This is a genomic window from Bradyrhizobium sp. th-b2 (assembly GCF_000426785.1).
Lineage (GTDB): Bacteria > Pseudomonadota > Alphaproteobacteria > Rhizobiales > Xanthobacteraceae > Bradyrhizobium > Bradyrhizobium septentrionale.
Genome location: NZ_AUGA01000001.1, coordinates 588,850 through 615,794, shown reverse-complemented (window position 1 = coordinate 615,794; position 26,945 = coordinate 588,850). Strand labels below are relative to the sequence as shown.

Genomic DNA, 26,945 nt, shown 5'->3' with positions numbered 1-26,945 from the left:
TCTTATTTCGTTTGACATAAGGCTTCACATAGGCCGGTGGCATCATGCGGACCGAATGCCCCAGGGCCGCGATTTCGCGCGCCCAATGATGTGCACTCGCACAAGCCTCCATGCCGACCAGGCAAGAGGAGAGCGCTCGAAAGAATGGCAGCACCTGCGATCGTCGCAACATGCGGCGAACCAATACTCTCCCGTCGTTGCCGATCCCGTGCACTTGGAAGATCGACTTAGCCAAATCCAAACCTACTGTGATAATCTTCTCCATTGGAACGGTCCTTCCCTTGTGGCGCCTCTCGAAGCGACCACGTTAGGCACTTTTGATGCCGGTTCGAAGGGCCGTTCCACACCATCAAATTTGGGCAGAAAATTCTCTTTGCCTTTGTCTCGAATGGAGCCGAAGCCGGTCGGGCCCGCGGTCTCATCAATTGGGATGAGAGAGGCCGGTTCCGACGAAATCATTTCCGGATTGGCACGAAGGCGTCCTGAAACCGACAAGGTCTAACCTTAGTAGCGTTGTGAGGACGGATGCCTGGTGAGACGCTGATGATCGAGGTCGTGAGATTCACGACCAGGGTCGTGAGACTGATCAGTGCTCCCAGGACGTTGGGGATGATCTCGGAATGAAGAAGCTGAATGCTGTGCCATATGTCTGGGCGGCCGCGTTGATCGCGGTCGCGATCTGGGGCGTGAGCGGCACCCCGCAGATGGCGCACACCTCTGCCAGCACGCATTTGGCGCGGGCGCGATAAGGCGTTTCCCCTAAAGCTTCGGTCGCAGCGAGCGCTGCATGTCCATCGTGTAGGTGTAGCGCCCCTCGGGGTGCGTGGTGATGGTGACCTCGAACAGTTCCTCGCGCAGGCCGTAGTAGCGGCGTACCACGGTGAGCGCCGGCGAGCCGGTCTTGACGCCGAGCGCCTTGGCAATCGGCGCCGGCATGCCCCGCACGAAGATCTCCATCTGGGCGCGCTCGGTGACCTGGCCGTACATCTTGGCGATCTGCTCATGCACCGGGGTGCGGCCATGGTCGCTGCGGGTCACGACATCGGCGAACCGGCGCAGCACGTAGATCTCGGTCCAGCCGAGCGGCGCGGCGAACTGGTCCGAGCGGCGCACCGCCTCGATCAAGAACCAGCTCCTGCCGGGCTCGCATTTCAGGAGCCCGGCCAGCTTGCGGTCGGCGACGATGTCGCTGCTAGCCACGACGTCGCGGTAGGTTTCGTTGGAGTAGCGCAGCCACTCGCCGAGCGACTTGACGCTGTGGGTGAACAATACCGGCGGCTCGGATGCGATCACCACCGAGCCGAGGCCGGCGCGGCGCACGATCAGGCCCTGTTCGATCAGGATGCGCAGCGCCTCGCGCACGGTCTGGCGGCTCGCGCTGAAGCTCGCCATCAGCTCGGTCTCGGTCGGCAGCAGATTGCCGACCGCGTAGGTGCCGAGACGGATGTCCCTCTGCAGTCCGGTGGCGATGTCGCGATAGCGGGACGATCTCGCCCTGTCCGGTTGTTCAGACATGGTGGGTCACTGGTATGCCGTATGGCAGGCGACCGGATGTCCTGTCTGCATCGACTGCAGTGCCGCCTCGAATGCAGCGAGCGTTGCCAGCACATCTGCCTCCGGCACCGGGAACGGCTGCTTGCCCTCGACCGCATCGGCAAAGGCTGTGAGTTCCGCGGTGAGCGTGTCGACCGCCGGATAGCGCGTCGTCGCGGGCACCTCGCCGGATTTCCGCAGCACCATCGTCACCTCGTCGAGCACTTCGGCAGATCCCTTCGTTCCGAACACATGCACGCGCCAATAGAACGGTGTTGCGCGGATTGTCGCAAGGGTTGCGCTCACGCCATTCACAAATTCAATCGCCAAGGTTGCAGTGTCGAGCGGCGGCGGCCCGACGGCGCGCGCACTCAACCGGGCATAGACCTGGCGTACGGGGCCGAGCAGGCTGACGAAACCGTCGAGCACATGCAGTCCCGCGCCGGTCAGCCCGCCGCCCGGCGACTCCTCGGGCGACAGCCGCCAGCCCTGGGTGATGGTCTGCGAGTTCTCGTTGCTGTTGTGGCCCTCGACATGCAGGATCGTGCCGAGCTCGCCACAGGCTGTGATCGCGCGCAGCGCCCGCATCGAGGGCCAGAACCGGCGATTATGCCCGACCGCGAGCAGCACGCCGGCGTTGCGGCAGGCCGCGAACATCTCGGCGGCGTCGTTGCGCCGAAGCGCCAGCGGCTTCTCGCAAAACACCTGCTTGCCGGCCGCGGCGGCCGCGATCACTTGGCTCCGGTGCAGCGAATGCGGCGTCGCCAGCAGCACGGCGTCGATCTCGGGCGCGGCGAGCACGGCCTCCAGGCTCGTCGCGGCGGACAGGCCATGCGCCGCGCAGAAACTCGCGGCGCCCTTGCTGTCGGGTTCGACCGCGCTTGTGATCCTGAGCCGCGGCTCGTTCTGCGCGGCCTCGACCAGCGCGCGGCCCCAGCGGCCGAGGCCCATGATCGCACAATTGATCATGAATGCCCCTCATCCCGGCCGCGCCCGGCACGGATCGCCTCGATCACGGCGGCGCTGTCGCTCTCGGGGCCTTGGAGCGCGACCGCCGCGCGCAGCAGCTCGGCCTGCACTGAGGTCAGCGGCAAGGGCAGGCCGTGCCGGCGGGCCTCCCGCAGGATCAGCTCGGTATCCTTCAAGGTCTGCGCGATATGCGATTGCGGCGAGAAATCGCGCGCCAGCATCTTCCGTCCCTTGCTGTCCATCGCCTTGGAATATGCCGCCGATTGCCGCGCCGTCGCAAGGAACGTGGCGCCGTCGAGGCCCAGGCTCTCGGCAAAGGCGATGCCCTCGGCCAGCGCGGCGCGGTTGTTCTGCAGGATCAGGTTGATGGCGAGCTTGGTGCGGCTCGCATTGCCGATCGCACCGACATTGATCCGCTGCGGGCAGAGGATGTCGAGCGTCGGCTCGGCGGCGTCGATGACATCGGCATCGCCGGCGACCAGCGCGGTGGCGGTGCCGGCGCGGACCTCGGCGCTGGTGCCCGAGATCGGCGCCTCGATCAAGGCAAAGCGCGAGCGCGAGGCGAATTCGGCGATCACAGCGATCTCGCCCGGCGCGCAGGTGGTGGTGCAGATCACCAGCGGCGGCACCGCCGCGTTGGCGAGGTCCGGAAGCAGTCCCTTGACCTGGCCCGCGTCGTACACCGCGATGACGATGGTCCGGCAGTGCGCCGCCACATCGGCGGCGAAGGCGGCGAACTCGGCGCCGCTGGCCCTCAAGCCGTCGTTCTTCGCGGCATCGATGTCGAAGCCGATTACGCCTACGCCGGCGTCGATCAGCCGCGCGGAGAGGGCCGATCCCATCAGCCCCAGGCCAATCATGCCAACAGGTGTCTCGCGAGCCATGATGCGACAGAGCTCTCGTCTATTGCGGCTGGATGCCGGCCGCCTTGACCTCCGCCGACCAGCGCACGACCTCGCTCCTGACGAAGGCGCCGAACTCGGCGGGCGCCAGCGGCGCCACGATCACGCCAACATCGGCGAGCTTCTTCTTCGTCTCCGGCATTGCGAGGTACCTGGCGCATTCGGCGTAGATCCTGTTGACCACCGGCTCCGGCGTGCCGGCCGGCGCGAACAGCCCGTACCAGATCGTGGCCTCGAAGCCGGGCATCGCTTCCGACAGCGCGGGCAGGCCCGGGGTGAGCTCGTTGCGGGTCGCCGACGTCACGCCGATGCCACGCAAGGTGCCACCCTGCATCTGCGGGATCGCGACCGAGAAATCGCCGAACGTCAGGTCGATCACCCCCGCCATCACGTCGGTCATCGCCTGCGGCACGCCGCGATAGGAGGCGGCGATCAGCGACAGGCCGCCGCGCGATTGCAGCTGCGCGATCGAGATCTGCGACGCGCCGGAGCCGTAACCCGCGGTCAGATTGGGAGTGGCCTTGGCGTAAGCGAGGAATTGCGGCAGGTCCTTGGCCGCAAGCTTCGGGTTGACCAGCAGCACCATCGCCGTCGTGGTGGTGCGGATGACCGGCGCAAAATCCTTCACCGGGTCGTAGGGCAGGCTCTTGAGCGTCGCGACGTTGCTGGCATGGGTCGTGTTGGTACCCATCAGCAGCGTGTAGCCATCGGGCGCGCTGCGGGCGACTTCCTGGGCGCCGATGCTGCCGAGCGCGCCGGCGCGGTTCTCGATCAGCACGGTCTGGCCGAAGGCGTCCTGCAGATGCTGGCCGACCAGCCGCGCGACATTGTCGGGGCCGGCGCCGGCCGGGAAGGGCACGATGATCTTGAGCGGTCGTTGTGGGAAGCCGTCCGCCGCGAGAGCCGGCAGGACCGGAAGTGCCGAGAGCAGGACGGCAAGCAGCCCCAGCCGTAACTTCATTCCGGTCCCCTTCGCGCCTGCTTTGATAAATTTATACGGATAAATACGTCAGAAATGCAAGCGGAAGGCCTTTCGCAATATTGAGGTGCGCCATAATTATCCGTATAAATAGCCCATACAGGGAGCCAGACGATGGTCGACATCAGCGATCTCCATGCGCGCGGGCTGCGGCGGCGTCAGAAGATGTTCGGCGAGGGCGATGTCGCCAAGCGGATGGCGGCTGCCGGTGATTTTGGCACGCCGCTGCAAAACATCATCAATGCTTATGTCTACGGTGACGTCTGGGAGCGCAGCGGGCTGTCCGACCAGATCCGTAGCCTCGTGATGCTCGGCATCACCGCGGCGAGCAGCAAGCCCGCCGAGTTCCGCGTTCATGCCAAGGGCGCGCTGGCCAACGGCTGCACCGCCGCGCAGGTGCAGGACGTGCTGCTGCTGGTCGCGATGTATTGCGGCATTCCGGCTGCGATCGAGACCAGCAAGATCGCAGCCGAGGTGTTCGGCGAGGTGCCTGCCGAGGGGTAGGGCGCAGGGCTGCGCCGTGATAGGGACTTTGCCGACTGCGATCGGCAATAGGATGCGCCCAAGGATCTGTCCATGTCCGGCTTCCCCACCTCGACCACCGTGCTCGATTCCGTGCTGTTTCGCGATGCCTTCGGCACAAGCGAGATGCGCGAGGTGTTTTCCGATCTGCGGCTGATCTCCCGTTATGCCGAGGTCGAGGTCGCGCTGGCCAGGGCCGAAGCACGCTGCGGCGTGGTCCCGGCGGAAGCTGCCGAGGAGATCGCCGAGCGTACCGATGTCGCCGCACTCGACTTCGACCTGCTGAAGCAGGAGACCGATGTCGTCGGCTACCCGATCCTGCCGCTGGTGCATCAGATGGTGAAGCAGTGCGGCGAGGCCGGCCGCTATGTTCATTGGGGCGCGACCACGCAGGACATCATGGACACCGCCGTGGTGCTGCAGCTGCGCGACGGTCTCAGGATTGTCGAGGCCGACATTGCTGCATTGCGCACCATCCTCGCCGATCTCTCGAAACGCTACCGCGACACGCCGATGGCCGGCCGCACCCATCTGCAGCAGGCGCTGCCGGTGACCTTCGGCTATAAGACCGCGATCTGGCTCGCGGCCTTCGATCGCCATGCCGCGCGCTTGGCGGAGCTGAAGCCGCGCGTGCTGGTCGGGCAGTTCGCCGGCGCCGCCGGCACGCTGGCCTCGCTGGGCGACAAGGGCTTCGACGTGCAGAAGGCGCTGTGCGAGGAGCTTGGCCTCGGCGTTCCGGTCTCCACGTGGCATGTCGCGCGCGACGGGCTGGCGGAAGCGGTGAATTTCCTGGCGCTGGTCACGGGAACGCTCGGCAAGATCGCGCTCGACATCATGATCATGGCCTCGACCGAGTTCGGCGAGGTCTACGAGCCCTTCGTGAAGGGACGCGGCGCGTCCTCGACAATGCCGCAAAAGCGCAACCCGATCTCGTCGGAGCTGATGCTCGCCGCCGCCAAGGCCGTGCGCCAGCATGCCGGCCTGATGCTGGATGCGATGGTGCAGGATTTCGAGCGCGCCACCGGCCCGTGGCACGCCGAGTGGATGGCGATCCCGGAAAGCTTCGTGCTGACCGCCGGCGCGCTGCATCAGGCCAGATTCGCGCTTGGCGGCTTGATCGTCGACGAGAAGCGGATGGCCGACAATCTCGACATCAGCCGCGGGCTGATTGTGGCGGAGGCCGTAATGATGGGCCTGGCGCCCGCGATCGGGCGGCAGGAGGCGCATGATGTGGTTTACGACGCCTGCCGTGTCGCCAACGACAAGGGCCTGACGCTGGCCGCGGCGCTCGCCGCGGATCAACGCGTCGTAAGCCGGATCGATCGGGCGACGATCGACCGCCTCACCGCACCGAAAAACTATCTCGGCCTCGCGCCCGAGATGGTCGACCGGGTGCTTAATTCAGTGAAGCGGTAAAATTCGAGGCAATTGCTCGCCGTCGCGTGATCGGGTGCGGCGGGCGGGAACCTTGCGAATGCGGATCGAATTGGACTACGAATCCTCAACACCCTCAAACGACACGGCCGGACACTTCATGACCGCACATCAACGCAACCTTTCCGCCTCGATCGATCCTGTAAAACTCGATCGGCTCGCCGAAGTCGCGATCAAGGTCGGCCTGCAGCTGCAGCCGGGGCAGGATCTGCTGCTGACGGCACCCTCAGTGGCAATGCCGCTGGTGCGGCGGGTCGTGGAGCATGCCTACAAGGCCGGCGCCGGTATCGTGACCCCGTTCTTCTCCGACGAAGAGCTCACGCTGGCGCGCTACCGCTACGCCAACGATGCGAGCTTCGATCGCGCCGCGGGCTGGCTTTACGAGGGCATGGCGAAGGCGTTCGGCGCCAACACCGCGCGGCTTGCGATCGTCGGCGACAATCCGATGCTGCTGTCGGGCGAAGACCCGGCGAAAGTCGCGCGCGCCAGCAAGGCCAATTCGATCGCCTACCAGCCGGCGCTGGAGAAGATCGTCAATTTCGACACCAACTGGAACATCATCGCCTATCCGAGTGCGTCCTGGGCGAAGCAGATGTTCCCCGATGATGCCGAGGACGTCGCGGTCGCCAAGCTGGCGGATGCGATCTTCGCCGCGTCCCGGGTCGATCAGGATGGCGCCGTCGCCGCCTGGGACAAGCACAATGCCAGACTGCGCGAACGCACCGACTGGCTCAACGGCCAGCGCTTCCACGCGCTGAAATATTCCGGTCCGGGAATGGATCTCACGATCGGGCTCGCCGACGGCCATGAATGGGAAGGCGGCGCCTCGACCGCCAAGAACGGCATTGTCTGCAATGCCAACATCCCGACCGAGGAGGTCTTCACCACGCCGCACTGCCGCCGCGTCAGCGGCCACGTCGTCAGCTCCAAGCCGTTGTCCTATCAAGGCACGCTGATCGACAATATTTCGGTCAAGTTCGAGGAGGGCCGCATCGTCGAGGCCAAGGCCTCGCCCGGCGCAGAAGTCTTGAACAAGGTGCTCGACACCGACGAGGGCGCACGCCGCCTCGGCGAGGTCGCGCTGGTGCCGCATTCCTCGCCGATCTCGAAGAGCGGGCTGCTGTTCTTCAACACGCTGTTCGACGAGAATGCCGCCTCGCACATCGCGCTCGGCCAGTGCTACTCGAAATGCTTCGTTTGTGGCGACAGGCTGACGCCGCAGCAAATCGCCGAGCAGGGCGGCAACAAGAGCCTGATCCACATCGACTGGATGATCGGCTCGGCCGACACCGACATCGACGGCATCCATGCCGACGGCCGCAGTGTGCCGGTGTTCCGGAAGGGCGAGTGGGCGTAGGGCGCGGCTAGCGAGGCTTGCGCTCGCGCGCGGCGATCAGTTCGCGGCGCGGGGCGCTGAAGCGGCAGGTCTCGTGCTGCGGCCGGAAGCCGAGCCGGCGGTAGATCTTCAGCGCGGGCGCGTTGCGGCTCGAGACGTTGAGCCAGCAGGGATGCTCAACCGAGACGTCGTGTGCGCTCAGCACGCGATAGACCAAGAGCTGGCCGAGCCCGCGTCCCTGCCGCGCCGGGTCGACGGCGACCGATTCGATCCACATCGAGTTCCGCTCCGGCTCGGTCAGGCAGAATCCCGACACCTGCCCATCCTCCGACGCGATCCAGACCCCGCTCTCGGTCAGCACCTGCGCCATCTCCTCCGGTGAATACAGGCGGAATGCGGCGTCCGAGGCATAGGCGGCATTGTGGATGCGTGCGACCTCGGCCGCGCAAGCGGTGACGTCGGTCACCTGCTCGATGGTGGCGCGGGCGGCCGCAAGCGTACGGGCCGGTTGCAACGGCTCGACGCACTTCATCCCGATCTCGGACTCGACATGAACAAAGCCGAAGGCGGTCACGAAGGCCATTCCTGCCGGCCAATCGCTGCTCACCAGCGTCTGCACGGTGAGATCGGGATCGGCGTCGATCGCAAGGATGTCGTCGATCAGCGCGAGGCCGATCCGGCGGCGGCGCATCTCGGGCGCCACGACGATCTTGAGGAACCGGGAATGATGCGCGCCCTGGTCGCGCAACGAGGATTCGGCGAGGCCGACGAGCCGGCCATTCCGCTCGGCAATACGAAAGTCGCGCCCGCCACGATTCTGCGGCAGCTTCAGGAACTGGTCCCATTGCGGCAGCGTGACAGGTCCCAGCCGCGGTTCCACCGCAGCTGCCTTTGCGTAAAGTGCGACCACCGCTTCCGCATCAGCCTCGCGAAGCGGTCGGATGGTGATGCCGTCATCCATGAGTCGAGAGCTTACCCGATATCGAGCCGATAGACATCCTTTGCCGTCTTCGAGAACAACGCGGTCTTCTCGGCTTCGCTATATTGTGAAGCAAGCCGTTTAAAGGTGTTAAAGATCACCTGGTAACTGCACTGCCCCTTATCAGGTGGGAAGTTGCTCTCGAACATGCAACGGCTTGGGCCGAAGGCCTCGATGCAGGTTTCCACATAGGGCCGCCAGGCGGCGGCGAGTTCCTCCGACGACGGCGGCCGGGGGCGGAGGTGGAAGTCGTAGCCGAGCAGGCGCATTGCAAGCCCCCCGAGCTTGACCACGACATTCGGGCATTTGGCGATCTCCTGGATCGACGCCTTCCAGACCGGAAAGGTCTCGGCGCGCTTGCCGGCGAACCGGCCGGTGCCGACCGGGCCGCCGCAATGGTCGAGCACGATCCTTGTGTCGGGAAAGGCGCTGGCGAGGTCGGTGAGCTCGTCGATCTGCGGGTGGAACAGCCAGGCGTCGAAGCTGAGGCCGAGCGGTGCCAGGCAGGCAAAGCCCTTGCGGAAGGTGGAATCGAGCAGAATTCCCTTCGGCCGGTTCGCATACATGTGGGCGACGTTGGGGTCCTCGTCCCAGGCCGAGGAGTGGCGGATGCCGCGGAACCGGCCGTTGCCGGCGGCGATCTCCGCCTCCAGCACCGCCTTGGCCTGGTCGCCGATCAGAAGATTAACGTGGCTGACGATGCCGGCGCAGATCGCGGCCTTGCCGTAGCCGCCGCTCGCCGCCATCGCCGCGACGCCGTTGGCGAACTCGACCTCGCCGACCGGGCGGAACGCCTCCGGGCCGTCGGCGCGATACATCGACCGGCAATCGACATAGACGGTGGCAACGATGTTGTGGCCGGAGGCGATGTCGTCGCGCATCTCCTCGACCAGATAGCGCAAGCCCCCACGATCCCAGAGATGGTGATGCGGATCGACGATCGGCCTGCCAGGATCGATGATCTCCTCGGTATATTGGGCGAGCCAGTCTTGGCGCGGGTTGGCATAGAGCCCGCTGGCGGAGGCGGGCAGAGTGCTGGTGCTGGTGGCCATCGATTCTTCACTCCCGTTTGGTTTTGCTTCTTCTTGTAAGAGACTTCACACCCCGTCGAGGATGATCACCGTCGGCGTCGCCGGCAGGGTGTCGCGCGAAATCCGCAACGTGCGCTCGCCGCCGCGGCGGTCGATCTCGAATTGCTGGCCGATCAGGCGCATGAACTCGTCGAGCGGGGTCGCGAAGCGGTGCATCGGCAGCACGACGGCGGCACGCAGCCGCTTGGTGATCTCGGAGACGCCGTCGAGCGACATCGTATAGGTGCCGTCGATCGGCACCATCACAATGTCGAGTCGGCCGATCGCGGCAAAATGGCTGTCGTCGAGCTTGTGATGCAAATGGCCGAGATGGCCGATGCAGAGGCCGGCAACCTCGAAGATGAAGATCGAATTGCCGTCCTTGATCATCTCGCCGCCGGAGCCCTCGCCCCAGTAGCGGCGGATGTCGGTGGTGACGTTGCGGATATAGACGTCGCCGATCCGCATCGCATAATGCGCGGCCCCGCCTTTCTCGCCCCAGCCGTGCAGCACGTGGGGAATCCTGGGGTCGGGGAACAGCGTGTAATGCGTCGCGTGGGCCCGGTTCATCGTCACGACATCGGGCAGCCGCCCGGTCTGATAGACGCCGTTGTAGTCGGTCGCGATCCGGATACCGCCCGGCGTGTCGATGTAATACGTCGAATGGCCTGCATAGGTAATCGCGACCTCATCGGCCTTGGCCGCGACGCGCCGGTAGTTCACCGGAATGGCGCGCGGCGGCGCACTCGCCATCGCCAGGCATTCGCTGCGCTGGGCGTCCTGCGCGAAGGCGTGGCTGGTCAACGTTCCGAGCACGACGAGTGCGGCGAGCAATCTCAGCATGACCTGTTCCGTCTGCGGCGGCATCCGCGGCCGCGAGACTATCGCGCAATTGGCGTGCCGTCATGATGAGACCGGCGCATCGCTCCATGGCGCTGAGTGCAACACGATCCGGGGGATTAATCCGGCAGGACGCGCTACCATGCCGAGCAGATCACAGCGATCAGGGAGTTATGCGTGACTGACACTGCCCCTTCGCCGCGCGCATCATCGACCAAGCGGCTCGAGCCCTTGCGCCATGTCGATGCAGGCGCGCTCAACATCGCCTATTACGAGGCCGGCCCCGCCGACGGCCCGGCGGTGATGCTGATGCACGGCTTTCCCTACGACATTCACTCCTATGTCGACGTCGCGCCTGACCTGGCGGCGCAGGGCTGCCGCGTCATCGTGCCCTATCTGCGCGGCTACGGACCCACGGTCTTCCGCGACAAGGCGACGCCGCGCTCGGGCGAGCAGGCGGCGGTCGGGGCCGACATGATGGCGCTGATGGATGCGCTCGGCATCAAGCGCGCGGTGTTCGCCGGCTACGATTGGGGCGGCCGTGCCGCCTCGGTCGGTGCGGCGCTCTGGCCGGAGCGCTGCATCGGGCTCGTCTGCACCAATGGCTACATGACCCAGGACATCGCACATGCGATGGTGCCGGCGCGGCCGGATCACGAGGCGGCGCTCTGGTATCAGTATTACTTCCAACTCGAGCGCGGGCGCGCCGGGCTTGCCGCCAACCGGCGCGGCATCGCGAAGCTATTGTGGTCGCAATGGTCGCCGAGCTGGGCGTTCGATGAGGCCTGCTTCGAGCGTAGCGCGCTCGCATTTGACAATCCCGATTATGTCGACGTTGTGATCCACAGCTATCGGCATCGCTTCGGCCTTGCCGACGGGGATCCGCAATATGCGGAGGTGCAGCGGCGGCTGGCCGCCTTGCCGGTGATCACCGCCCCCACGATCTCGCTCGACGGTGCCGACGACGGCGTGACGCCTGCGCGCGACGGCAGCGCCAGCGCGGCAAAATACACCGCCCGCCGGGCCCATCGCGTGATCCCGGGCGCCGGACACAATCTGCCGCAGGAAGCCCCGGAGGCGTTCGCCGCGGCGGTGATGGAGCTGGTGAAAGGCTAGAGCGTTTTCGAGCGAAGTGGATACCGGTTCGCGTGAAGAAACGCGTCAAACAAGAATCTAGCGTGGTTCTCACGCGCGCCGCGGGCTGATCTTCCAGGCGATGACGAGCGTCAACAGCGTCAGAATGCCGCTGACGAGCGCGGCCGACGGGATCGTCAGGACCAGCGCCGCGGTTGCCGCCCAGCCGATCGAGGAGAAGGCTTCCGCGAAGGTGGCGATGCGGGAGGAGGTCTGGCGCCGGCGGAACTGGCTGCGGTTGGCCTGGACGCGGAACCAGAGTTGCACCGCGGCGGCGGATGCGGTCGCGATGACGATCGCGATCGCCGTGACCGCGGCCTGCTGCGGCGAGGCAAATGCCAGTGCGGCCACCAGCGGCGCGAAGATGACGGCGATCGCGATCAGCACGACCTCGACCTTGGCGCGGGTCACGCGTGACGGCGGCAGCGGCGCGGTCGCCACCAGATCGGGCGCGTCCTCGCCCGAGATGGTCAGCCAGGCGAGCCCACCGGCGAGCTGGCCTGCGGCCATCACGATGACGGGCGTGATCAGCACGATCGCGGTCGAGGTGCCGGAGAAGCTGCGCCACAGCATCAACGCCGGCGGCACCAGATAGAGCATTTGCATCAGGGTCTGCGACAGCAGCCACGGATCGCGGCGCAGCAGCAGAAACTCCTTGCGCCGCAGCGCCTGCTGCCGCGAGCCGGGGCGGAATGCGCGGGCGCGCCCCCGCGTCACCGCAGCTGGATTGGCGGCGACGCTCGCGACGGTGTCGGCAAACCGTGGTGCGAACACCGCCATCACGACGCCGAGCATCACCAGCGCAGCGGCGAGCAGCAGCAGCATGATGTCGAGATCGCCGAGCGATGCCCGCGCCGGCCACCACAGCAGGCTGTCGGGGGCGGGGGCAATTCGAGCCGCGGTATCCGAGGTCAGGAACGCAAAGCGCGACAGCGTGCCGTAGGACAGCACCGCGACCACCTGCAGGGCGATGACGAAACCGGCGCCGATGACGGCGGAGACGATCTGCGCCACCAGCCGGGTCCGGCTCGGCCCGATCAGGCGAAACAGGAAAGCGGTGACGGCGATCGCGGCAGCCGCCGCCGACAGCCCGATCGCAAGGACGACGCCGAAGCCGGCGAGCCAGCGCGGGCCGCCGAGATAGACCAGCACGTCGACGAATGGCGTCGACAGCAAGAGCGCCATGCTGCTCACCGTCAGCGCGATCGCGGCGATCCGGATCGAGAAGATGTTGGTCAGCTTTGCCGGCGACGACATGATCAAATCGAGATCGGCGCGGGCATAGAACACCCGCGTCACCGACTCGATCGCCTGCGACAGCATCAATGCCCAGGACAGGAAGATCGTCGCGGTCAGCACGATCAGCGACGACGGGTCGAGCGGAAACCGCAGGTCGACATAGCGGGCGACCACGGCATAGGCCGGCAGATGCAGGATCGCCGCGAACAACAACAACCCGATCACGGCACGGTTGCGCCGGCGCCGGCCGCCGGTCATCATCGCCAGCCATTCGCGCCAGGCTAGGCGGAATTCGTGGCGGACGAACCAGGTGAGATGGGCGGTCGAGCTCACGCGGCTGCCGCCTCGGTGTCGACCAGCGCGATGAACATGTCCTCGAGGGTCGTGTCGTTGCGGCCGTTCTGCTCCCGCAGCTCGGCCAGCGTGCCCTCGGCGATCAGCCGGCCGGCCGCGATCACGCCGATGCGGTCGGCCATCCGTTCGGCGACTTCGAGAATATGGGTCGTCATGATCACGGTGCAGCCGGCGCGGACGCGCTCCTGCAGCAGGCCCTTGACGTGACGCGCCGACAGCGCGTCGAGGCCGGTCAGCGGTTCATCGAGAATGATCAGGCGGGGATCGTGCACCAGCGCGCCGGCGAGCGCCACCTTCTGGCGCATGCCCTTGGAGAAGCCTTCGCAGCGTTGGTTGAGATGCGGCTCGAGCCCAAGCGATATCAGGAGATCGTGCGCCGACCGCTCCGACGTGCGGGGGTCGATGCCCCAGAGGCCGGCGACGAATTCGAGATATTCCAGCGGCGTCAGCTTGTCATAGATCATCGGCTCGTCGGACACCCAGGCCATGATCTGCTTGGCGGCGACCGGATCGGCCAGCGCATCGATGCCCAGGATCGACACCGAGCCGGCATCGGGCCGCAGCAGGCCCGCCACCATGCGCAAGGTCGTGGTCTTGCCGGCGCCGTTCGGCCCGAGCAGCGCGTAGAATTCGCCGACACGGATGGTGAGATCGAGCGCGTCGACCGCCGGGCGGTCAAAACGCTTGGTTAACCCTCGCACGGCGAGTGCCGACAGTTCGGATGTCATGGCGTGGTGGCGATCCGGGATTGCGCTCTTCGGTTGCGTGAGCTTGGACAAAAACCGTTTCGGTGCGGTGAATCGCGCAGGACAAATCGAAGCTGATATCCGTATTAGTCCGTGCTGCGGCATTTATCCGCAAATGTGATGATGCTTACGGATCAAGGGTTTGTTGACAGGGATCGGGCCTTTTGGCTCAATCGGGGCGGACATAGGCAGCTTTCAGCGCTTCCGACACAAGGGCGCGAAGGCGGGATGCAACGAGCGATCGGAAAGAATCGCCGGGCATCGGGGAGGGAAGGATGCTGGACTTTGTTCAGCAGCTCGTCAGCGGCATCGCGCTCGGCTGCGTTTACGGCCTGATCGCGCTCGGCTTCGTGCTGGTCTACAAGGCAACCGAGGTCGTCAATTTCGCGCAAGGCGATTTGATGATGCTGGGCGGCTTTTTCGCCTTCACCTTCATCGGCATGCTCGGGCTGAATTACTGGGTCGGATTCGCCGGTGCGGTGATCTGCATGGCGCTGTTCGGCATGCTGGCCGAGCGGGTCGTGGTGCGACCGATCCTCGGCTATCCGCAATTCTCCATCATCATGGCGACGATCGGGCTCGGTTATTTCCTGCGCTCGATCACCGGCATGATCTGGGGCACCGACGACTTCAAGATCGAAACCCCGTTCAGCCAGGGCGTCTTGAGGATCGGCAGCCTGGTGCTCGCCTATGACAAGCTGTCGGTGATCGCGGCGACCATCATCCTGTGCGCGTTGCTCTCTCTGTTCTTCAACCGCACCACGCTCGGCACCGCGATGCGCGCCAGCTCCGAGAACATGCTGGCTGCCTATTACATGGGCATTCCGGTCAAGCGCGTGGTGTCGATCGTCTGGGCGATCTCGGCGGCGGTGGCGACCTGCGCCGGGGTGCTGCTGGCGCCGATCACCTTCATCCATTCCAATGTCGGCCTGGTGCTGGGGTTGAAGGCGTTTCCGGCCGCCGTGCTCGGTGGCTTCGGCTCGATCCCCGGTGCTGTGGTCGGCGGCGTCCTGATCGGCGTGATCGAGAGCATGGCCGGCTTCTATCTGCCGCAGGGATGGAAGGACGTCGCGCCCTACATCGTGCTGCTCGCGGTGCTGCTGCTCAAGCCCGAAGGCCTGTTCGGCCTTCACGTCCGCAAGAAGGTTTGAGGAGCGAGGATGCGGTTTCTCTTCAAGACCAATTATGAAGACGACATCAGGCTGTTCCCACATTCGGGCTATGTCTATTCCTACGGCCTGTTGCTGGCGGTGCTGCTGATCGCGCCTTACGTGCTCTCAAGCTACCTGATGAGCCAGCTCGTCTTCGTCTGCATCTATGCAACCGTCGGCGTCGGGCTCTTGATCCTGACCGGCTTCACCGGACAGGCCTCGCTCGGCCACGCCGCGTTTCTGGCGATCGGCGCCTACACCGCGGCCTATCTGCAGCAATTCAACGTGCCGTTTCCGGTCTACTTCCTCGCGGCGGGGCTGTTGACCGGCGTGGTCGGCGCGCTGGTCGGATTTCCGGCGCTGCGGCTGCAGGGCATCTATCTGGTGATCGCGACGATCTCGTTTGCCTTCATCGTCGAGGAAATCCTGGCGCGCTGGGAAAGCGTGACCCATGGCAATGAGGGCATGCGGGTCAAGGCCATACAGTTGTTCGGCACCACGATGTTGCGCGACGGCCCGACTTTCTATTATCTCTGCCTCGCGGTGCTGGTGCTGACCATCGTCGGCACGCTCAATCTGCTGCGCTCGCCGACCGGCCGCGCCTTTGTCGCGATCCGCGACAGCGAGACCGCGGCGCGCAGCATGGGAATCAATGTCGCGCTCTACAAAGTGAAGTCGTTCGCGATCTCGGCGGCGATCACCGGCTTCGCCGGCGTGCTGTTCGCCCACAAGCTCTCCTTCATCTCGCCCGAGATGTTCACGCTGCAGCTCTCGATCGAGTTCATCATCGTGATCCTGATCGGCGGCACCTTCAGCCTGCATGGCGCGGTGCTGGGCGCGATCTTCCTGGTCATGATCGATCCGTTCCTGACCTATCTGAAGGACGATATGCCCGGCGTGATCGCAGGCATTGCCGCAACCCTCGGCGCCGGCACGGAGCGCGCCGGACATATCCAGGACGCGGTCGCAGCCTTTGCCTCCGCCAACGGGCTGAAGGGCGCGATCTACGGCGTCATCATCGTGGTGTTCGTGCTGTTCGAGCCGCTCGGGCTCTATGGCCGCTGGCTCAAGATCAAGCTCTTCTTCCAGCTGTTCCCGCTCTACAAGCGCGCGACCTTCAAGCGGCAGAAGATCTACGTGAAATCGGAGCGGAACAGATGAGCTATTTCCGCGCCGAGAACCTGTCGCTGCATTTCGGCGGCCTCAAGGCGGTCGATGCCGTCAGCTTCGCGGTCGAGAAGGGCGAGATCCTGTCGATCATCGGGCCCAATGGCGCCGGCAAAAGCTCGATCTTCAACCTGATCTCGCGGATCTATCCGCCGACCTCGGGCAGGATCTTCTTCGAGGATCAGGACATCACCCAGGAGCCGGCCTACGATATCGCGAGGCTCGGCATCGCCCGTACCTTCCAGAACATCGAGCTGTTCGAGAATGCCACCGTGCTGAGCAATCTCCTGGTCGGACGCCATCGCCACTCCACCACCCAGCTCTGGCAGGAGCTGCTGTTCCTGCCGAGCGTCCGCGCCGGCGAGAAGGCACATCGCCGGCGGGTCGAGCAGGTGATCGAATTCCTCGATCTCGAGCCCTATCGCGACAAGCTGATATCGGGCCTGCCTTACGGCGTACGCAAGGTGATCGAACTGGCGCGAGCGCTGTGCTCGGAGCCGAAGCTGATCCTGCTCGACGAGCCGTCGTCGGGCCTCAATGTCGAGGAAACCGACGACATGTCGTTCTGGATTCGCGACATGAAGAGCGAGCTCGGCATCACGGTCTTGATGGTCGAGCACGACATGACGCTGGTCAACCGGGTCTCCGACCGCGTGATTGCGCTGAACTACGGCCGCGTGCTGGCGATGGGCTCGCCGTCGGAGGTGCAGCATCATCCCGACGTCGTCGCAGCCTATCTCGGCGCATGAGGATGATGCCATGAGCACATCAGACATCATCCTCAAACTCTCCAATATCGAGAGCTATTACGGGCCGATCATGGCGATCCGCGGCATCAGCCTCGAGGTGCCGCGCGGTCAGATCGTGACGCTGCTCGGCGCCAACGGCGCCGGCAAGACCACCGTTTTGAAGACGATCTCCGGCATCCTCGATCCGCAGAAGGGCTCGATCGAATTCCTGGGCAAGCCGATCCAGCGCATGGAGGCCGATCGGATCGTGCGGCTCGGCCTCAGCCATGTGCCGGAGGGGCGGGAGGTGTTTCCGTTCCTGTCGGTGCGCGAAAACCTGATGATGGGCGCCTATCTGCGCAAGGACCGCGACGGTGTGGCGCAGGACCTCGAGCGCGTCTACGGCTATTTTCCACGGCTGAGGGAGCGACTCGGCCAGCCGGCCGGGCAGCTTTCGGGCGGCGAGCAGCAGATGCTCGCGATCGGGCGGGCGCTGATGAACCGGCCGACGCTGCTGCTGCTCGATGAGCCGTCGCTTGGGCTGTCGCCGATCCTGGTAAAGGAGATCTTCACCATCATCCGCCGCGTCAATGAGGAGCAGGGCATGTCGATCCTGCTGGTCGAGCAGAATGCCAAGATCGCGCTGGAGACCGCGCATTACGGCTACGTGCTGGAGATCGGGCGTGTCGTCATGAACGACACCTGCGAGCGGCTGATGAATTCGCCGGATATCCAGGAGTTCTATCTCGGCGCCAAGGAAGCCGGCGCGCGGGGTGAGCGGCGCTGGAAGAAAAAGAAGACGTGGCGTTGAAGGTCGGCGTTGAAGAAAGCTGGCGCTGAGGAAGGTTTGGCGTTGGGAACGAGTTGGAGCTAGATTTCAGGCCTGTTTCGCGAACAAGACCGGCACGAAGGCCCGGCACGTGAGGCAGGCGGCAGAGGAGGGAGCGCGCATGGCAGGACCAGCGGTGCTGACGGTTGCCGACACGATCGCGAGGAGCTTTCTGCTCGCGGTACAGACGCGTGGTGACAAGCCCGCGATCCGCGAGAAGAAGTTCGGCATCTGGCAGCCGACCAGCTGGCGCGAGTGGCTGCAGATCTCCAGGGATATCGCCTTTGGCCTGCATGCGACCGGCTTCCGCCCCGGCGACGTCGCCTCGATCATCGCCAACGCGGTGCCGGAATGGGTCTATGCCGACATGGGCATCCTGTGCGCCGGCGGCGTCTCGTCCGGCGTCTACCCGACCGATTCGGCGGCGCAGGTCGAATATCTCCTCAACGATTCCCGCACGCGGGTCATGTTCGTCGAGGACGAGGAACAGCTCGACAAGGTGCTGACCTGCCGGTCGAGCTGTCCGACGCTGGAAAAGGTCGTGGTCTTCGACATGGAGGGCCTGAGCGGCTTCTCAGATCCGATGGTGCTGTCGCTTGCCGAGTTCACGGCGCTCGGCCGCAATCATGCGCAGGGCAATGACGCCTTGTGGGACGAGATGACCGGCAGCCGCACCGCCTCCGATCTCGCGATCCTGGTCTACACCTCGGGCACCACAGGTCCGCCCAAGGGCGCGATGCATTCCAACCGCAGCGTGACGCACCAGATGCGCCATGCCAACGATCTCTACCCCTCGACCGACAACGAGGAGCGGCTGGTGTTCCTGCCGCTCTGCCACGTCGCCGAGCGGGTCGGCGGCTATTACCTCTCGCTCGCGCTCGGCTCGGTGATGAATTTTGCCGAGAGCCCGGAGACGGTGCCGGACAATCTGCGCGAGGTGCAGCCGACTGCGTTCCTCGCGGTGCCCCGGATCTGGGAGAAGTTCTATTCCGGCATCACCATCGCGCTGAAGGATGCGACCCCGTTCCAGAACTGGATGTACGCCCGCGCGCTTGCGATCGGCAACCGGATGACCGAGTGCCGGCTTGAGGGTGAGACGCCGCCGCTGTCGCTGCGGCTCGCCAACCGCGCGGCCTATTGGCTGGTGTTCCGCAACATCCGCCGCATGCTCGGGCTCGACCGCTGCCGGATCGCGCTGACCGGCGCGGCGCCGATCTCGCCGGACCTGATCCGCTGGTATCTCGCACTCGGCATCGACATGCGCGAGGTCTACGGTCAGACCGAGAATTGCGGCGTCGCGACCATGATGCCGGCGGAGCGGATCAAGCTCGGCTCGGTCGGTAAGGCCGCGCCCTGGGGCGAGGTGATGATCTGCCCGAAGGGCGAGATCCTGATCAAGGGCGACTTCCTGTTCATGGGCTATCTCAACCAGCCGGAGAAGACCGCCGAGACGATCGACGCAAAAGGCTGGCTGCACACCGGCGATGTCGGCGCCATCGACAACGAAGGCTATGTGAAGATCACCGACCGGATGAAGGACATCATCATCACCTCCGGCGGCAAGAACATCACGCCGTCCGAGATCGAGAACCAGCTCAAATTCTCGCCCTACGTCTCGGACGCCGTCGTGATCGGCGACAAGCGGCCGTATCTTACCTGCCTGATTATGATCGATCAGGAGAATGTCGAGAAATACGCCCAGGACCAGGACATCCCCTTCACCAATTACGCGAGCCTGTGCCGCGCCCGCGAGATCCAGGATCTGATCCAGCGCGAGATCGAGGCGGTCAACGTGAAATTCGCCCGCGTCGAGACCGTCAAGAAATTCTACCTGATCGAACGCCAGCTGACGCCCGAGGATGAGGAGCTGACGCCGACCATGAAGCTGAAGCGCAGTTTTGTGAACAAGCGCTACGCGGCCGAGATCGACGCCATGTATGGCGCGCGGGCGGTGGCATAGAGCATGGTCCGGAAAAGTGTGAAGCGGTTTTCCGAATAGATCATGCTCAAGAATAGATGCGACGACGGACTTGGCGAAGGAGCGAGCAGGCCCGACCCTTCGCTCAACATGGGCCACTGAAGGAGGAGACTGCAATGTCGAAATCGCTGAAGGCGCTGGGCCTTGCGGTGAGCGCGCTGGCGCTGACCTGTCTGCCGGCCGCAGCCCAGACCAAGGTCACCAATGAAGGCATCTCGCCGACCGAGATCGTGATCGGAACGCATCAGGACCTGTCCGGCCCGATCAAGGTCTGGGGCGTTCCGGTGTCCAACGGCATGAAGATGGCGGTGGAGGAGATCAATGCCAGCGGCGGCATCAACGGCCGCAAGATCAAGATGATCCTCGAGGACAACGGCTACGACCCGAAGAAGGCCGTGTTGGCCTCGCAGAAGATGGTCGAGCGCGACAAGGTGTTCGCGATGATCGGCCCGATGGGCTCGCCGACCGTGCTCGCCGCGCAAGACATCCTGTTCGATGCCGGCGTGCTGCAGCTGTTCCCGCTGACCGCTGCCGAATTCACCTTCAAGTTCGATCCCGCCAAGCCGCAGGAGCGGCTGAAGTTCAACAACCTCTTGCCCTATGTCGAGAGCACGCGCGCCGCGCTCAAATACATGATGGACTGGAAGAACTTCAAGAAGCCCTGCATCATGCATCAGGATGACGAGTACGGCAAAAACGTGCTCGACGGCTTCACGCAGCAGCTCGGTGCGATGAAGGTGCAGCCGGCCTCGGTGACGAGCTACAAGCGCGGCGCTTCCGACTTCTCGGCGCAGGTCGCCAAGATGAAGTCCGACGGCTGCGACCTCGTCGTGCTCGGCACCGTGATCCGCGAGACCATCGGCGCGATGAACGAGGCGAAGAAGCTCGGCTGGGACGTGACCTTCCTCGGTGCCACCCCGACCAACGTGCTCGAAGTGCCGGCGCTCGGCAAGGAGGCCGTCGAGGGACTCTACGCGGCGTCAGGCTTCGAGATTCCCTATGAGGACACGGCCAAGGGCAAGGTGAAGGACTGGCTGCTCAACTACAAGAAGATGTTCAACTCCGACGCCAACACCCAGGCGATCATCGGCTATAACGCGGTGATGACCTTCGCCTTCTACGCGCAGAAGGCCGGCAAGGATCTCACCGGCCAGAAGATGCTGGACGCGCTGGAGTCAGGCGACAAGTTCCTCGACATCTTCAGCTCGCCGCCGACCAAGTTCACCAAGACCGATCATCTCGCCAACACCATCACGCAAGTCCAGCAGGTCAAGGGCGGCCGCTGGGTGCTGGTGAAGGACAATTTGATGTTCTGAGCGGGCGAAACTCACCGTCGTTCCGGGATGGTGCGCCAGCACCAGACCCGGAACCTCGAGATTCCGGGTTCACGCTCACGCGTGCCCCGGAATGACGTCGAGACCGCAACGCGATCCGTCGCGGCCGGTCAGCGCTCCTGAACCGGATGCGTCAATTCCCCCGCGCAGCCGGCCGCCATGCGGCTTCGGCGACGAGCGGCGCATCGACATATCGGCTGACGCCATGCTGGTCGATCACGAAGGTCGGCCGAAAACTCCTGATGTCGGCGTCCTCGATCATCGCCATGCGGCGGTTGTCGAGCGTCAGCCAGCGGCCGTCGAGCCGCGCCGCGACCACGGCATGGTCCTCGCCGCCGATGAGGTCATGCATGACGACGATCCGCAGATCTTCCGGCGCGACGCCGGCGATGCGTAGCGCCACGAATTTCGCGATCGCATAGTCCTCGCAATCGCCGCTGCCGCGGGCAAAGGTGGCGAGCGGCGTCGCCCAGACGTCGGGCTCGCCATAGGTCGCAAGATCGTTGCCCGGGCGGATCGCGAGGTTGATCGCGCGGTTGATCGCACCGAGCCGGGCGCGGCCGTCGCGCGCCCGTCCGGCATCGACGATCGCGAGGAAACGCAGCGCCTCCGGCGATGCACAACCGGTGCGGTCGCCTTCACAGATGGCGAGCTGCACCAGCTCGTCGGCGAGCTGGCGCTGCACGCCGCGCCATTTGTCATGCAGGCCGCCGTCGGCCAGCAGGCTGGTCGCGAGGCCAAACGGCTCGGTCGATTGTCTGAACAGCGTTGCCGGGCCGGGCGAAAGCAGCGAGGCGGCGTTGAGCTCGGCGGCCGGCGCGGCCAGCGCGAGGCCGACGCCGAGCATGACGGCGCGCAGCGCAAATGAGCGAACCGAGAATCCCATGTGACACCCCCTGTCCGCTCTTCGGCGGGTGGATGCTGCACCGCGCACGCGACCGGATCGTTTCATGCCGTCCAGCATGGCAAGCGATCCGTTCGAATCGATTTAAGATGTGGGGAAACCGGACGAGAGGCTGAAGGGCGCGTGGGCCGGGTCCCGAAAACTTTACCGGTTTGTGAAACGAACCGGCGAACCTTTATCCACCGTCTTCCGTCTCATGCTTGCCTCCTGGTTAACCGGCCGGTCCGCGCGCGGGACTGCTGTGATTTGTAAGCTAACTCACAGCTTTGGCCGGGAATTTGGAGTCAAATGCCCTCTCGGGGCTGCGGGGAAATAGAGGCAAGTACAGAAATGCCGGTCAATACCACGAATACGTGGTCAAATACGTATCTTGGCTGCAATCCCACCTTACGGTACCGTCGCACAAATCAGAACTACACGACTCATACAAGAGTGAGCCAAGTCACACCCGCTCAAACGGCGCGATCGAAGCACCTTGCGCAAGCACAGGACAGTTTCGTCGAGCTTTATCCGATGATATGCAGGCAAAATCATTCGGATATTCTTGAGTCATTAACCTTCGTGGTGCGGTGATCCGCAGTGAACTTTGTCGAGAAATTCGACGGCCTTTTGCCGAACGCGGATGCTTATGCCCGTGGGTCGGTCCACGTCGACAGCGTTTCCACGCACGCGCCGCGCGGCGCGATCACCGTCGACGACGGGCAATTGCTGTTCACCGGCGACTTCAAGCGGACGGGGCTCGACCTCGTCATCGCGAAGGATGATCGGGAACTCGTCCTCCACGACTACTTCAAGGGCGAGAAGCGCGCGGCGCTGGCGTCACCCGATGGCGCACATCTCACCGGCGACCTCGTCAACGCGCTCACCGGCTACACCCAGTATGCCCAGGCCGGCGGCGCGGCCGAACCGGCCAAGGTCATCGGCCATGTCACCAAGCTGACGGGCAGCGCCACCGCCGTCCGTAACGGCGTCGCGGTCGTCCTGAACCAGGGCGACAACGTCAACAAGGGTGACGTGGTGCAGTCCGGCAGCGACTCGACGCTGGGCATCACCTTCATCGACGGCACAGTGTTCGGTCTCGGACCGAATGCCAAGATGGTGCTGAACGAGATGATCTACGACCCGAACGGGTCGAGCAATTCGTCGCTGATGAGCCTCGTCTCGGGCACGATCTCGTTCGTTGCCGGCGCGACCGCCAAGCACGGCGACATGAAGGTCGATACGCCGGTCGCGACCATGGGCATCCGCGGCACCGCGGTGCTGGTCGAGATCGATTTCGACGTGCAGGGCTCGGGTGGCGTGCCGCCGGCCAAATTCCAGGTGCTGGTCGAGCCTGACGGGACCACCGGCTCCTACATCCTGTTCGACAAGACGACGCTCAATCCGATCGCAACCGTCGATCAGGCCGGCACCCAGACCATCGTCAACGGCCAGGGCAGCGTCAGCTTCGTCTCGTCGGCGCAGCTGTCCGCCGACGCGCAGCGGCTGATCTCGGACGTGTTCGCGCTGAAGTTCACCGACAACAACAATCCCAATACCAAGCTCACGACGAACTTCACCGACAGCGTCGTTCCGGTCACGACCACCCTCAAGCTTGCCGGCGGCGACGTGACCTTGCCGATAAGCTTTCTGCTGGCCTTGACCGGCCATGCCGGACTAGAGGCCCCCTCCAGCAAGACCGACCACGCCCCCGGGGCGCCGGCGGTCGTGACACAGAATGCGGAATTCACCGAGCAGGCCGGGCAGACCCATAGCGGACTGCTCGACACGGCGACGGGCCGGATCGCATGGGTGGACGTCAATCTCGGCGACAAGCCGAGCGCGATCGTCAGCTTTACCTCGTCCAGCTATCGGGACGCAGAGGGCAACGACGTCACCTCGTCGCTGACGGCGGCGCAGCTTGCGGCCATCCATGCTGTCGAGATCCCGCTGCAGCTCGTGCACGATCCGCTGAACAACAATATCGGTTCGGCGACCTGGACCTACAACATTGACGATGGCGCCTTCGACTTCCTGGCCGCCGGCGAAACGCTGACGCTGACCTATACCGCGCGCGTGGATAACAATTACGCTCCGAGCAACGAGACCGCGTTCAGGACATTCACCGTCACGATCACCGGCACCAACGACACGCCGGTGGTGACGTCCTCGGCGCAGCTCGGCTCGATCACCGAGCTTGCCGCGACGACGAACTCCGCCGTGCCGGATACGGTGCACGGCACGTTGACGTTCACCGATACGGATCTGACCGATACGCATTCGGTCACCATCACCGGCGTCACCGAGGCCGGCGTCACCACCGGACTTGCCAACCATGCCACCGTGCTGAGCTGGCTGTCGCTGGGCGCGCTGACCGATTCGACCGATGGCGTGACGGGATCGCGCGCCTGGACGTTCTCGGCCGCTGACAGGAGTTTCGACTATCTCGCCGCAGGCGAGACGCTAACGCTGACCTACACGGTCCAGATCGACGACCATCAGGGCGGCGTCGTCACGCTCCCGGTCACGATCACGATCGTCGGCACCGACGACACGCCGGTGATCACGTCGCCGACCCAGGCGGCAGCGATCACCGAACATGTCGGGACGACCGGCTCGGTGATATCCGATACCGCGTCCGGGACGGTGACCTTTACCGACGTCGATCTCAGCGACACCCACACTGTCACCGTGGCCGGCGTCACCGGAACGGGCGTCACCGCGGGCCTTCCCAGTCAGGCGACGATGCTGAGCTGGCTGTCGCTCGGTACACTGGCGGATTCGACCGGCGGCGTGACCGGATCGAGCCATTGGAGCTTCTCGGCGGCCGACAGGAGTTTCGACTATCTCGCCGCCGGCGAGAAGTTGACGCTGACCTACCTGATCCAGGTCGACGATCACCATGGCGGCGTCGTCACCCAGCCCGTGACGATCACGGTCACCGGCACCAACGACACGCCGACGTTTGCGTCGGCGCCAGGGACCGCCGCGATTCCCGAGCAGCCCGACGAGACGGGTTCATCCAAGCCGGACGGCGCAACGGGCGCGGTGACGTTCGTGGATGTCGATCTCAGCGACATCCACACCGTATTCATCACCGGCGTCGCGGAATCCGGGACCACCACGGGTCTCCCCGATGACGATTCCACCGTCCTGAACTGGCTCTCGCTGGGGACGCTGACCGACTCGACCGGCGGGGTCACCGGATCCCAGTCCTGGACCTTCTCGGCCGCCGATCGGAATTTCGACTATCTCGCTGATGGTGAGACACTGACGCTGACCTATACGGTCGAGATCAACGACCATCATGGCGGGGTCATCAGCCAGCCGGTGACGATCACGGTCACCGGCAGCAACGATACGCCAGCCGTCACCTCGGGGGCGCAGGCGGCGACCATCTCCGAACTGCCCGACACCACGGATTCATTGAAGCCGGACGGCGCGACGGGCACCGTGACGTTCACCGACGCGGACCTCAGCGACACCCACGGCGTGACGATCATTGGCGTGGCCGAAGCCGGGTCGACCACGGGCCTCCCCGAGGACGAGTCCACCATCCTGAACTGGCTGTCGCTGGGCACGCTGACCGATACGACCGGCGGCACAACGGGGTCGTCCACCTGGACCTTCTCGGCCGCGGACCAGAATTTCGACTATCTCGCCGCCGGCGAGACGCTGACGCTGACCTACACGATCCAGGTCGACGACCATCATGGCGGCGTCATCACCGAACCGGTGACGATCACGATCAACGGCGCCAACGACGCGCCGACGCTCGCCGACGTCAACGCCGGCACGCTGACCGATACCGCCGCCGATGACACTTTCAGCGCGCTCACCGGCGCACTCCACGGCCACGATGTCGATCACGGCGAGACCGCGACGCTGACCTATGCCGCGCTCAACTCGGACCACGTTGCGGTCAACTCGCCGATCGCAGGCCTCTACGGCTCGCTCACGGTCAATGCGGACGGCACCTACAGCTATGTTCCGGACGCCGCCGCGATCAACGCGCTGGCCAAGGGCAACTATACCGACACGTTCACCGTCGAGACGATCGATGCGCATAACGCTGTCGGGACGGCGACGCTGACGATCGACGTCGTCGGCGCCAACGACGCGCCTGTGATCCACGCCGACAACGTCAGCATCACCGAAAATCGCGACGGGACCGAGACGATCACCGGCCTGACGGTGACCGACGCCGATGCGACATCGGACGAGATCTTCACCGTGGCGGCTACGTCGACGGCCGGTTCGGGCAGCAGCGTCACGCCTCCATCGCAGGAGGGGCTCCTCTCCGGTATCAACACCGCGCTCGGGACGCCGGGCCTCATCTACAACCCCGGCCAGACGCCGCCGGCGACCGACAAGATCGCGCTCGCCGTGACCGACGGCCATGGCGCGACCGACACGGTCAATCTGATCTTCAACGTCCAGCAGGACCCGCCCCAGCCGGTGACGCTGACCGGCACCAGCGACAAGGACGTGTTTTTCGGATCTGGCTTTCAGGACAAGTTCGTGTTTGACCACAATTTCAACCACGACACGATCGTGAACTTCACGCCCGGCCTCGACCAGATCGACCTTTCGGCGATCCTGTCGACCGGCGGTATCGATCCCGATACCTGGATCAGCGAGCACGTCACGCAATCGCCGACCAACGCCGCGGATACCCTGATCACGGTCGACAGCGCCGACACCATCACGCTTCGCAACGTCACGCCCGCGCAGCTCAGCCACAACGACTTCCTGCTTCACGTGACCTGACGGAGGCGCGGCTGTGCCGCCATTGGCGGCGCGCCTGGCCTGGCCGTTTGTGCACCGCGGGTGCTTGT

At 64.8% G+C, this 26,945-nt stretch carries 22 protein-coding genes and 1 pseudogene; 12 read left to right on the top strand and 11 right to left on the bottom strand.

From position 1 onward, the window contains the following. Positions 1 to 265, bottom strand: a pseudogene (locus K359_RS58565) (IS110 family transposase); the annotation flags it as partial. 355 nt (positions 266 to 620) lie between these two features. Between K359_RS58565 and K359_RS65750 the strand changes: the two are divergent. Continuing rightward, complete coding sequence (locus K359_RS65750; protein WP_256375138.1) at positions 621 to 749, top strand: hypothetical protein; 129 nt, start codon at positions 621 to 623, stop codon at positions 747 to 749. A gap of 10 nt (positions 750 to 759) precedes the next feature. On the opposite strand, the gene K359_RS0102950 is transcribed toward K359_RS65750, so the two are convergent. Genes K359_RS0102950 through K359_RS0102935 form a run of 4 tightly spaced genes read right to left on the bottom strand, consistent with a single transcriptional unit; the run spans position 760 to position 4,365 of the window. Next, on the bottom strand, positions 760 to 1,515 hold the full coding sequence (locus K359_RS0102950) for a GntR family transcriptional regulator (protein ID WP_029078007.1): 756 nt from the start codon (positions 1,513 to 1,515) through the stop codon (positions 760 to 762). Between the two features lie 6 nt (positions 1,516 to 1,521). Next, positions 1,522 to 2,502: a Gfo/Idh/MocA family protein gene (locus K359_RS0102945; protein ID WP_029078006.1), complete on the bottom strand. Its 981-nt coding sequence runs from the start codon at positions 2,500 to 2,502 to the stop codon at positions 1,522 to 1,524. After that, on the bottom strand, positions 2,499 to 3,386 hold the full coding sequence (locus K359_RS0102940) for an NAD(P)-dependent oxidoreductase (RefSeq protein WP_029078005.1): 888 nt from the start codon (positions 3,384 to 3,386) through the stop codon (positions 2,499 to 2,501). The genes K359_RS0102945 and K359_RS0102940 overlap by 4 nt, the downstream gene beginning before the upstream one ends. A gap of 19 nt (positions 3,387 to 3,405) precedes the next feature. Further along, positions 3,406 to 4,365: a tripartite tricarboxylate transporter substrate binding protein gene (locus tag K359_RS0102935; RefSeq protein ID WP_029078004.1), complete on the bottom strand. Its 960-nt coding sequence runs from the start codon at positions 4,363 to 4,365 to the stop codon at positions 3,406 to 3,408. Positions 4,366 to 4,497: 132 nt separating this feature from the next. Between K359_RS0102935 and K359_RS0102930 the strand changes: the two genes are divergently transcribed. From K359_RS0102930 to K359_RS0102920, 3 genes are all read left to right on the top strand, one after another. After that, a complete protein-coding gene (locus K359_RS0102930; RefSeq protein ID WP_029078003.1) occupies positions 4,498 to 4,887 on the top strand; it encodes a carboxymuconolactone decarboxylase family protein in 390 nt (129 codons plus the stop codon). A 72-nt stretch (positions 4,888 to 4,959) separates the two neighbouring features. Continuing rightward, positions 4,960 to 6,321 carry a 3-carboxy-cis,cis-muconate cycloisomerase gene (gene pcaB / locus K359_RS0102925; protein ID WP_029078002.1) on the top strand — a complete coding sequence of 454 codons (1,362 nt, stop codon included), beginning with the start codon at positions 4,960 to 4,962 and terminating at the stop codon, positions 6,319 to 6,321. A 118-nt stretch (positions 6,322 to 6,439) separates the two neighbouring features. Beyond that, a complete protein-coding gene (locus K359_RS0102920) occupies positions 6,440 to 7,696 on the top strand; it encodes an aminopeptidase (protein WP_029078001.1) in 1,257 nt (418 codons plus the stop codon). Positions 7,697 to 7,703: 7 nt separating this feature from the next. Here the strand turns inward: K359_RS0102920 and K359_RS57090 are convergent, their stop codons facing one another. Genes K359_RS57090 through K359_RS0102905 form a run of 3 tightly spaced genes read right to left on the bottom strand, consistent with a single transcriptional unit; the run spans position 7,704 to position 10,567 of the window. Next, the gene (locus K359_RS57090) at positions 7,704 to 8,636 is read right to left on the bottom strand and encodes a GNAT family N-acetyltransferase (protein ID WP_051345948.1); all 933 of its coding nucleotides are present in this window, start codon (positions 8,634 to 8,636) and stop codon (positions 7,704 to 7,706) included. 11 nt (positions 8,637 to 8,647) lie between these two features. Further along, complete coding sequence (locus tag K359_RS0102910) at positions 8,648 to 9,706, bottom strand: amidohydrolase (protein ID WP_035975862.1); 1,059 nt, start codon at positions 9,704 to 9,706, stop codon at positions 8,648 to 8,650. 45 nt (positions 9,707 to 9,751) lie between these two features. Continuing rightward, positions 9,752 to 10,567, bottom strand: a complete 816-nt coding sequence (locus K359_RS0102905; RefSeq protein WP_029077999.1) for an MBL fold metallo-hydrolase — start codon at positions 10,565 to 10,567, stop codon at positions 9,752 to 9,754. A gap of 174 nt (positions 10,568 to 10,741) precedes the next feature. Here K359_RS0102905 and K359_RS0102900 point away from each other — a divergent pair, with 174 nt between their 5' ends. Continuing rightward, the gene (locus tag K359_RS0102900) at positions 10,742 to 11,680 is read left to right on the top strand and encodes an alpha/beta fold hydrolase (RefSeq protein WP_029077998.1); all 939 of its coding nucleotides are present in this window, start codon (positions 10,742 to 10,744) and stop codon (positions 11,678 to 11,680) included. A gap of 69 nt (positions 11,681 to 11,749) precedes the next feature. On the opposite strand, the gene K359_RS0102895 is transcribed toward K359_RS0102900, so the two are convergent. Further along, complete coding sequence (locus tag K359_RS0102895; RefSeq protein WP_029077997.1) at positions 11,750 to 13,270, bottom strand: hypothetical protein; 1,521 nt, start codon at positions 13,268 to 13,270, stop codon at positions 11,750 to 11,752. Then, positions 13,267 to 14,019 carry an ABC transporter ATP-binding protein gene (locus tag K359_RS0102890; RefSeq protein WP_029077996.1) on the bottom strand — a complete coding sequence of 251 codons (753 nt, stop codon included), beginning with the start codon at positions 14,017 to 14,019 and terminating at the stop codon, positions 13,267 to 13,269. Before K359_RS0102890 ends, K359_RS0102895 begins: the two co-directional genes overlap by 4 nt. Before the next feature lie 293 nt (positions 14,020 to 14,312). Here K359_RS0102890 and K359_RS0102885 point away from each other — a divergent pair, with 293 nt between their 5' ends. The 6 genes from K359_RS0102885 (at position 14,313) to K359_RS0102860 (ending at position 21,206) form a co-directional block, all read left to right on the top strand. Then, a complete protein-coding gene (locus tag K359_RS0102885; protein ID WP_029077995.1) occupies positions 14,313 to 15,188 on the top strand; it encodes a branched-chain amino acid ABC transporter permease in 876 nt (291 codons plus the stop codon). Positions 15,189 to 15,197: 9 nt separating this feature from the next. Then, positions 15,198 to 16,349 carry a branched-chain amino acid ABC transporter permease gene (locus tag K359_RS0102880; RefSeq protein ID WP_029077994.1) on the top strand — a complete coding sequence of 384 codons (1,152 nt, stop codon included), beginning with the start codon at positions 15,198 to 15,200 and terminating at the stop codon, positions 16,347 to 16,349. Then, positions 16,346 to 17,104, top strand: a complete 759-nt coding sequence (locus tag K359_RS0102875) for an ABC transporter ATP-binding protein (protein WP_029077993.1) — start codon at positions 16,346 to 16,348, stop codon at positions 17,102 to 17,104. The genes K359_RS0102880 and K359_RS0102875 overlap by 4 nt, the downstream gene beginning before the upstream one ends. A 10-nt stretch (positions 17,105 to 17,114) precedes the next feature. Further along, a complete protein-coding gene (locus tag K359_RS0102870; protein ID WP_029077992.1) occupies positions 17,115 to 17,894 on the top strand; it encodes an ABC transporter ATP-binding protein in 780 nt (259 codons plus the stop codon). 139 nt (positions 17,895 to 18,033) lie between these two features. Continuing rightward, positions 18,034 to 19,872, top strand: a complete 1,839-nt coding sequence (locus K359_RS0102865; RefSeq protein WP_029077991.1) for a long-chain fatty acid--CoA ligase — start codon at positions 18,034 to 18,036, stop codon at positions 19,870 to 19,872. A 134-nt stretch (positions 19,873 to 20,006) separates the two neighbouring features. Next, the gene (locus K359_RS0102860) at positions 20,007 to 21,206 is read left to right on the top strand and encodes an ABC transporter substrate-binding protein (RefSeq protein WP_029077990.1); all 1,200 of its coding nucleotides are present in this window, start codon (positions 20,007 to 20,009) and stop codon (positions 21,204 to 21,206) included. A gap of 151 nt (positions 21,207 to 21,357) precedes the next feature. Here the strand turns inward: K359_RS0102860 and K359_RS0102855 are convergent, their stop codons facing one another. Continuing rightward, entirely contained in the window at positions 21,358 to 22,110 is a 753-nt protein-coding gene (locus K359_RS0102855; RefSeq protein WP_029077989.1) for a transglutaminase-like cysteine peptidase, read from the bottom strand. Positions 22,111 to 22,707: 597 nt separating this feature from the next. Between K359_RS0102855 and K359_RS0102850 the strand changes: the two genes are divergently transcribed. Further along, complete coding sequence (locus K359_RS0102850; protein WP_029077988.1) at positions 22,708 to 26,877, top strand: VCBS domain-containing protein; 4,170 nt, start codon at positions 22,708 to 22,710, stop codon at positions 26,875 to 26,877. Positions 26,878 to 26,945 lie beyond the last annotated feature (68 nt).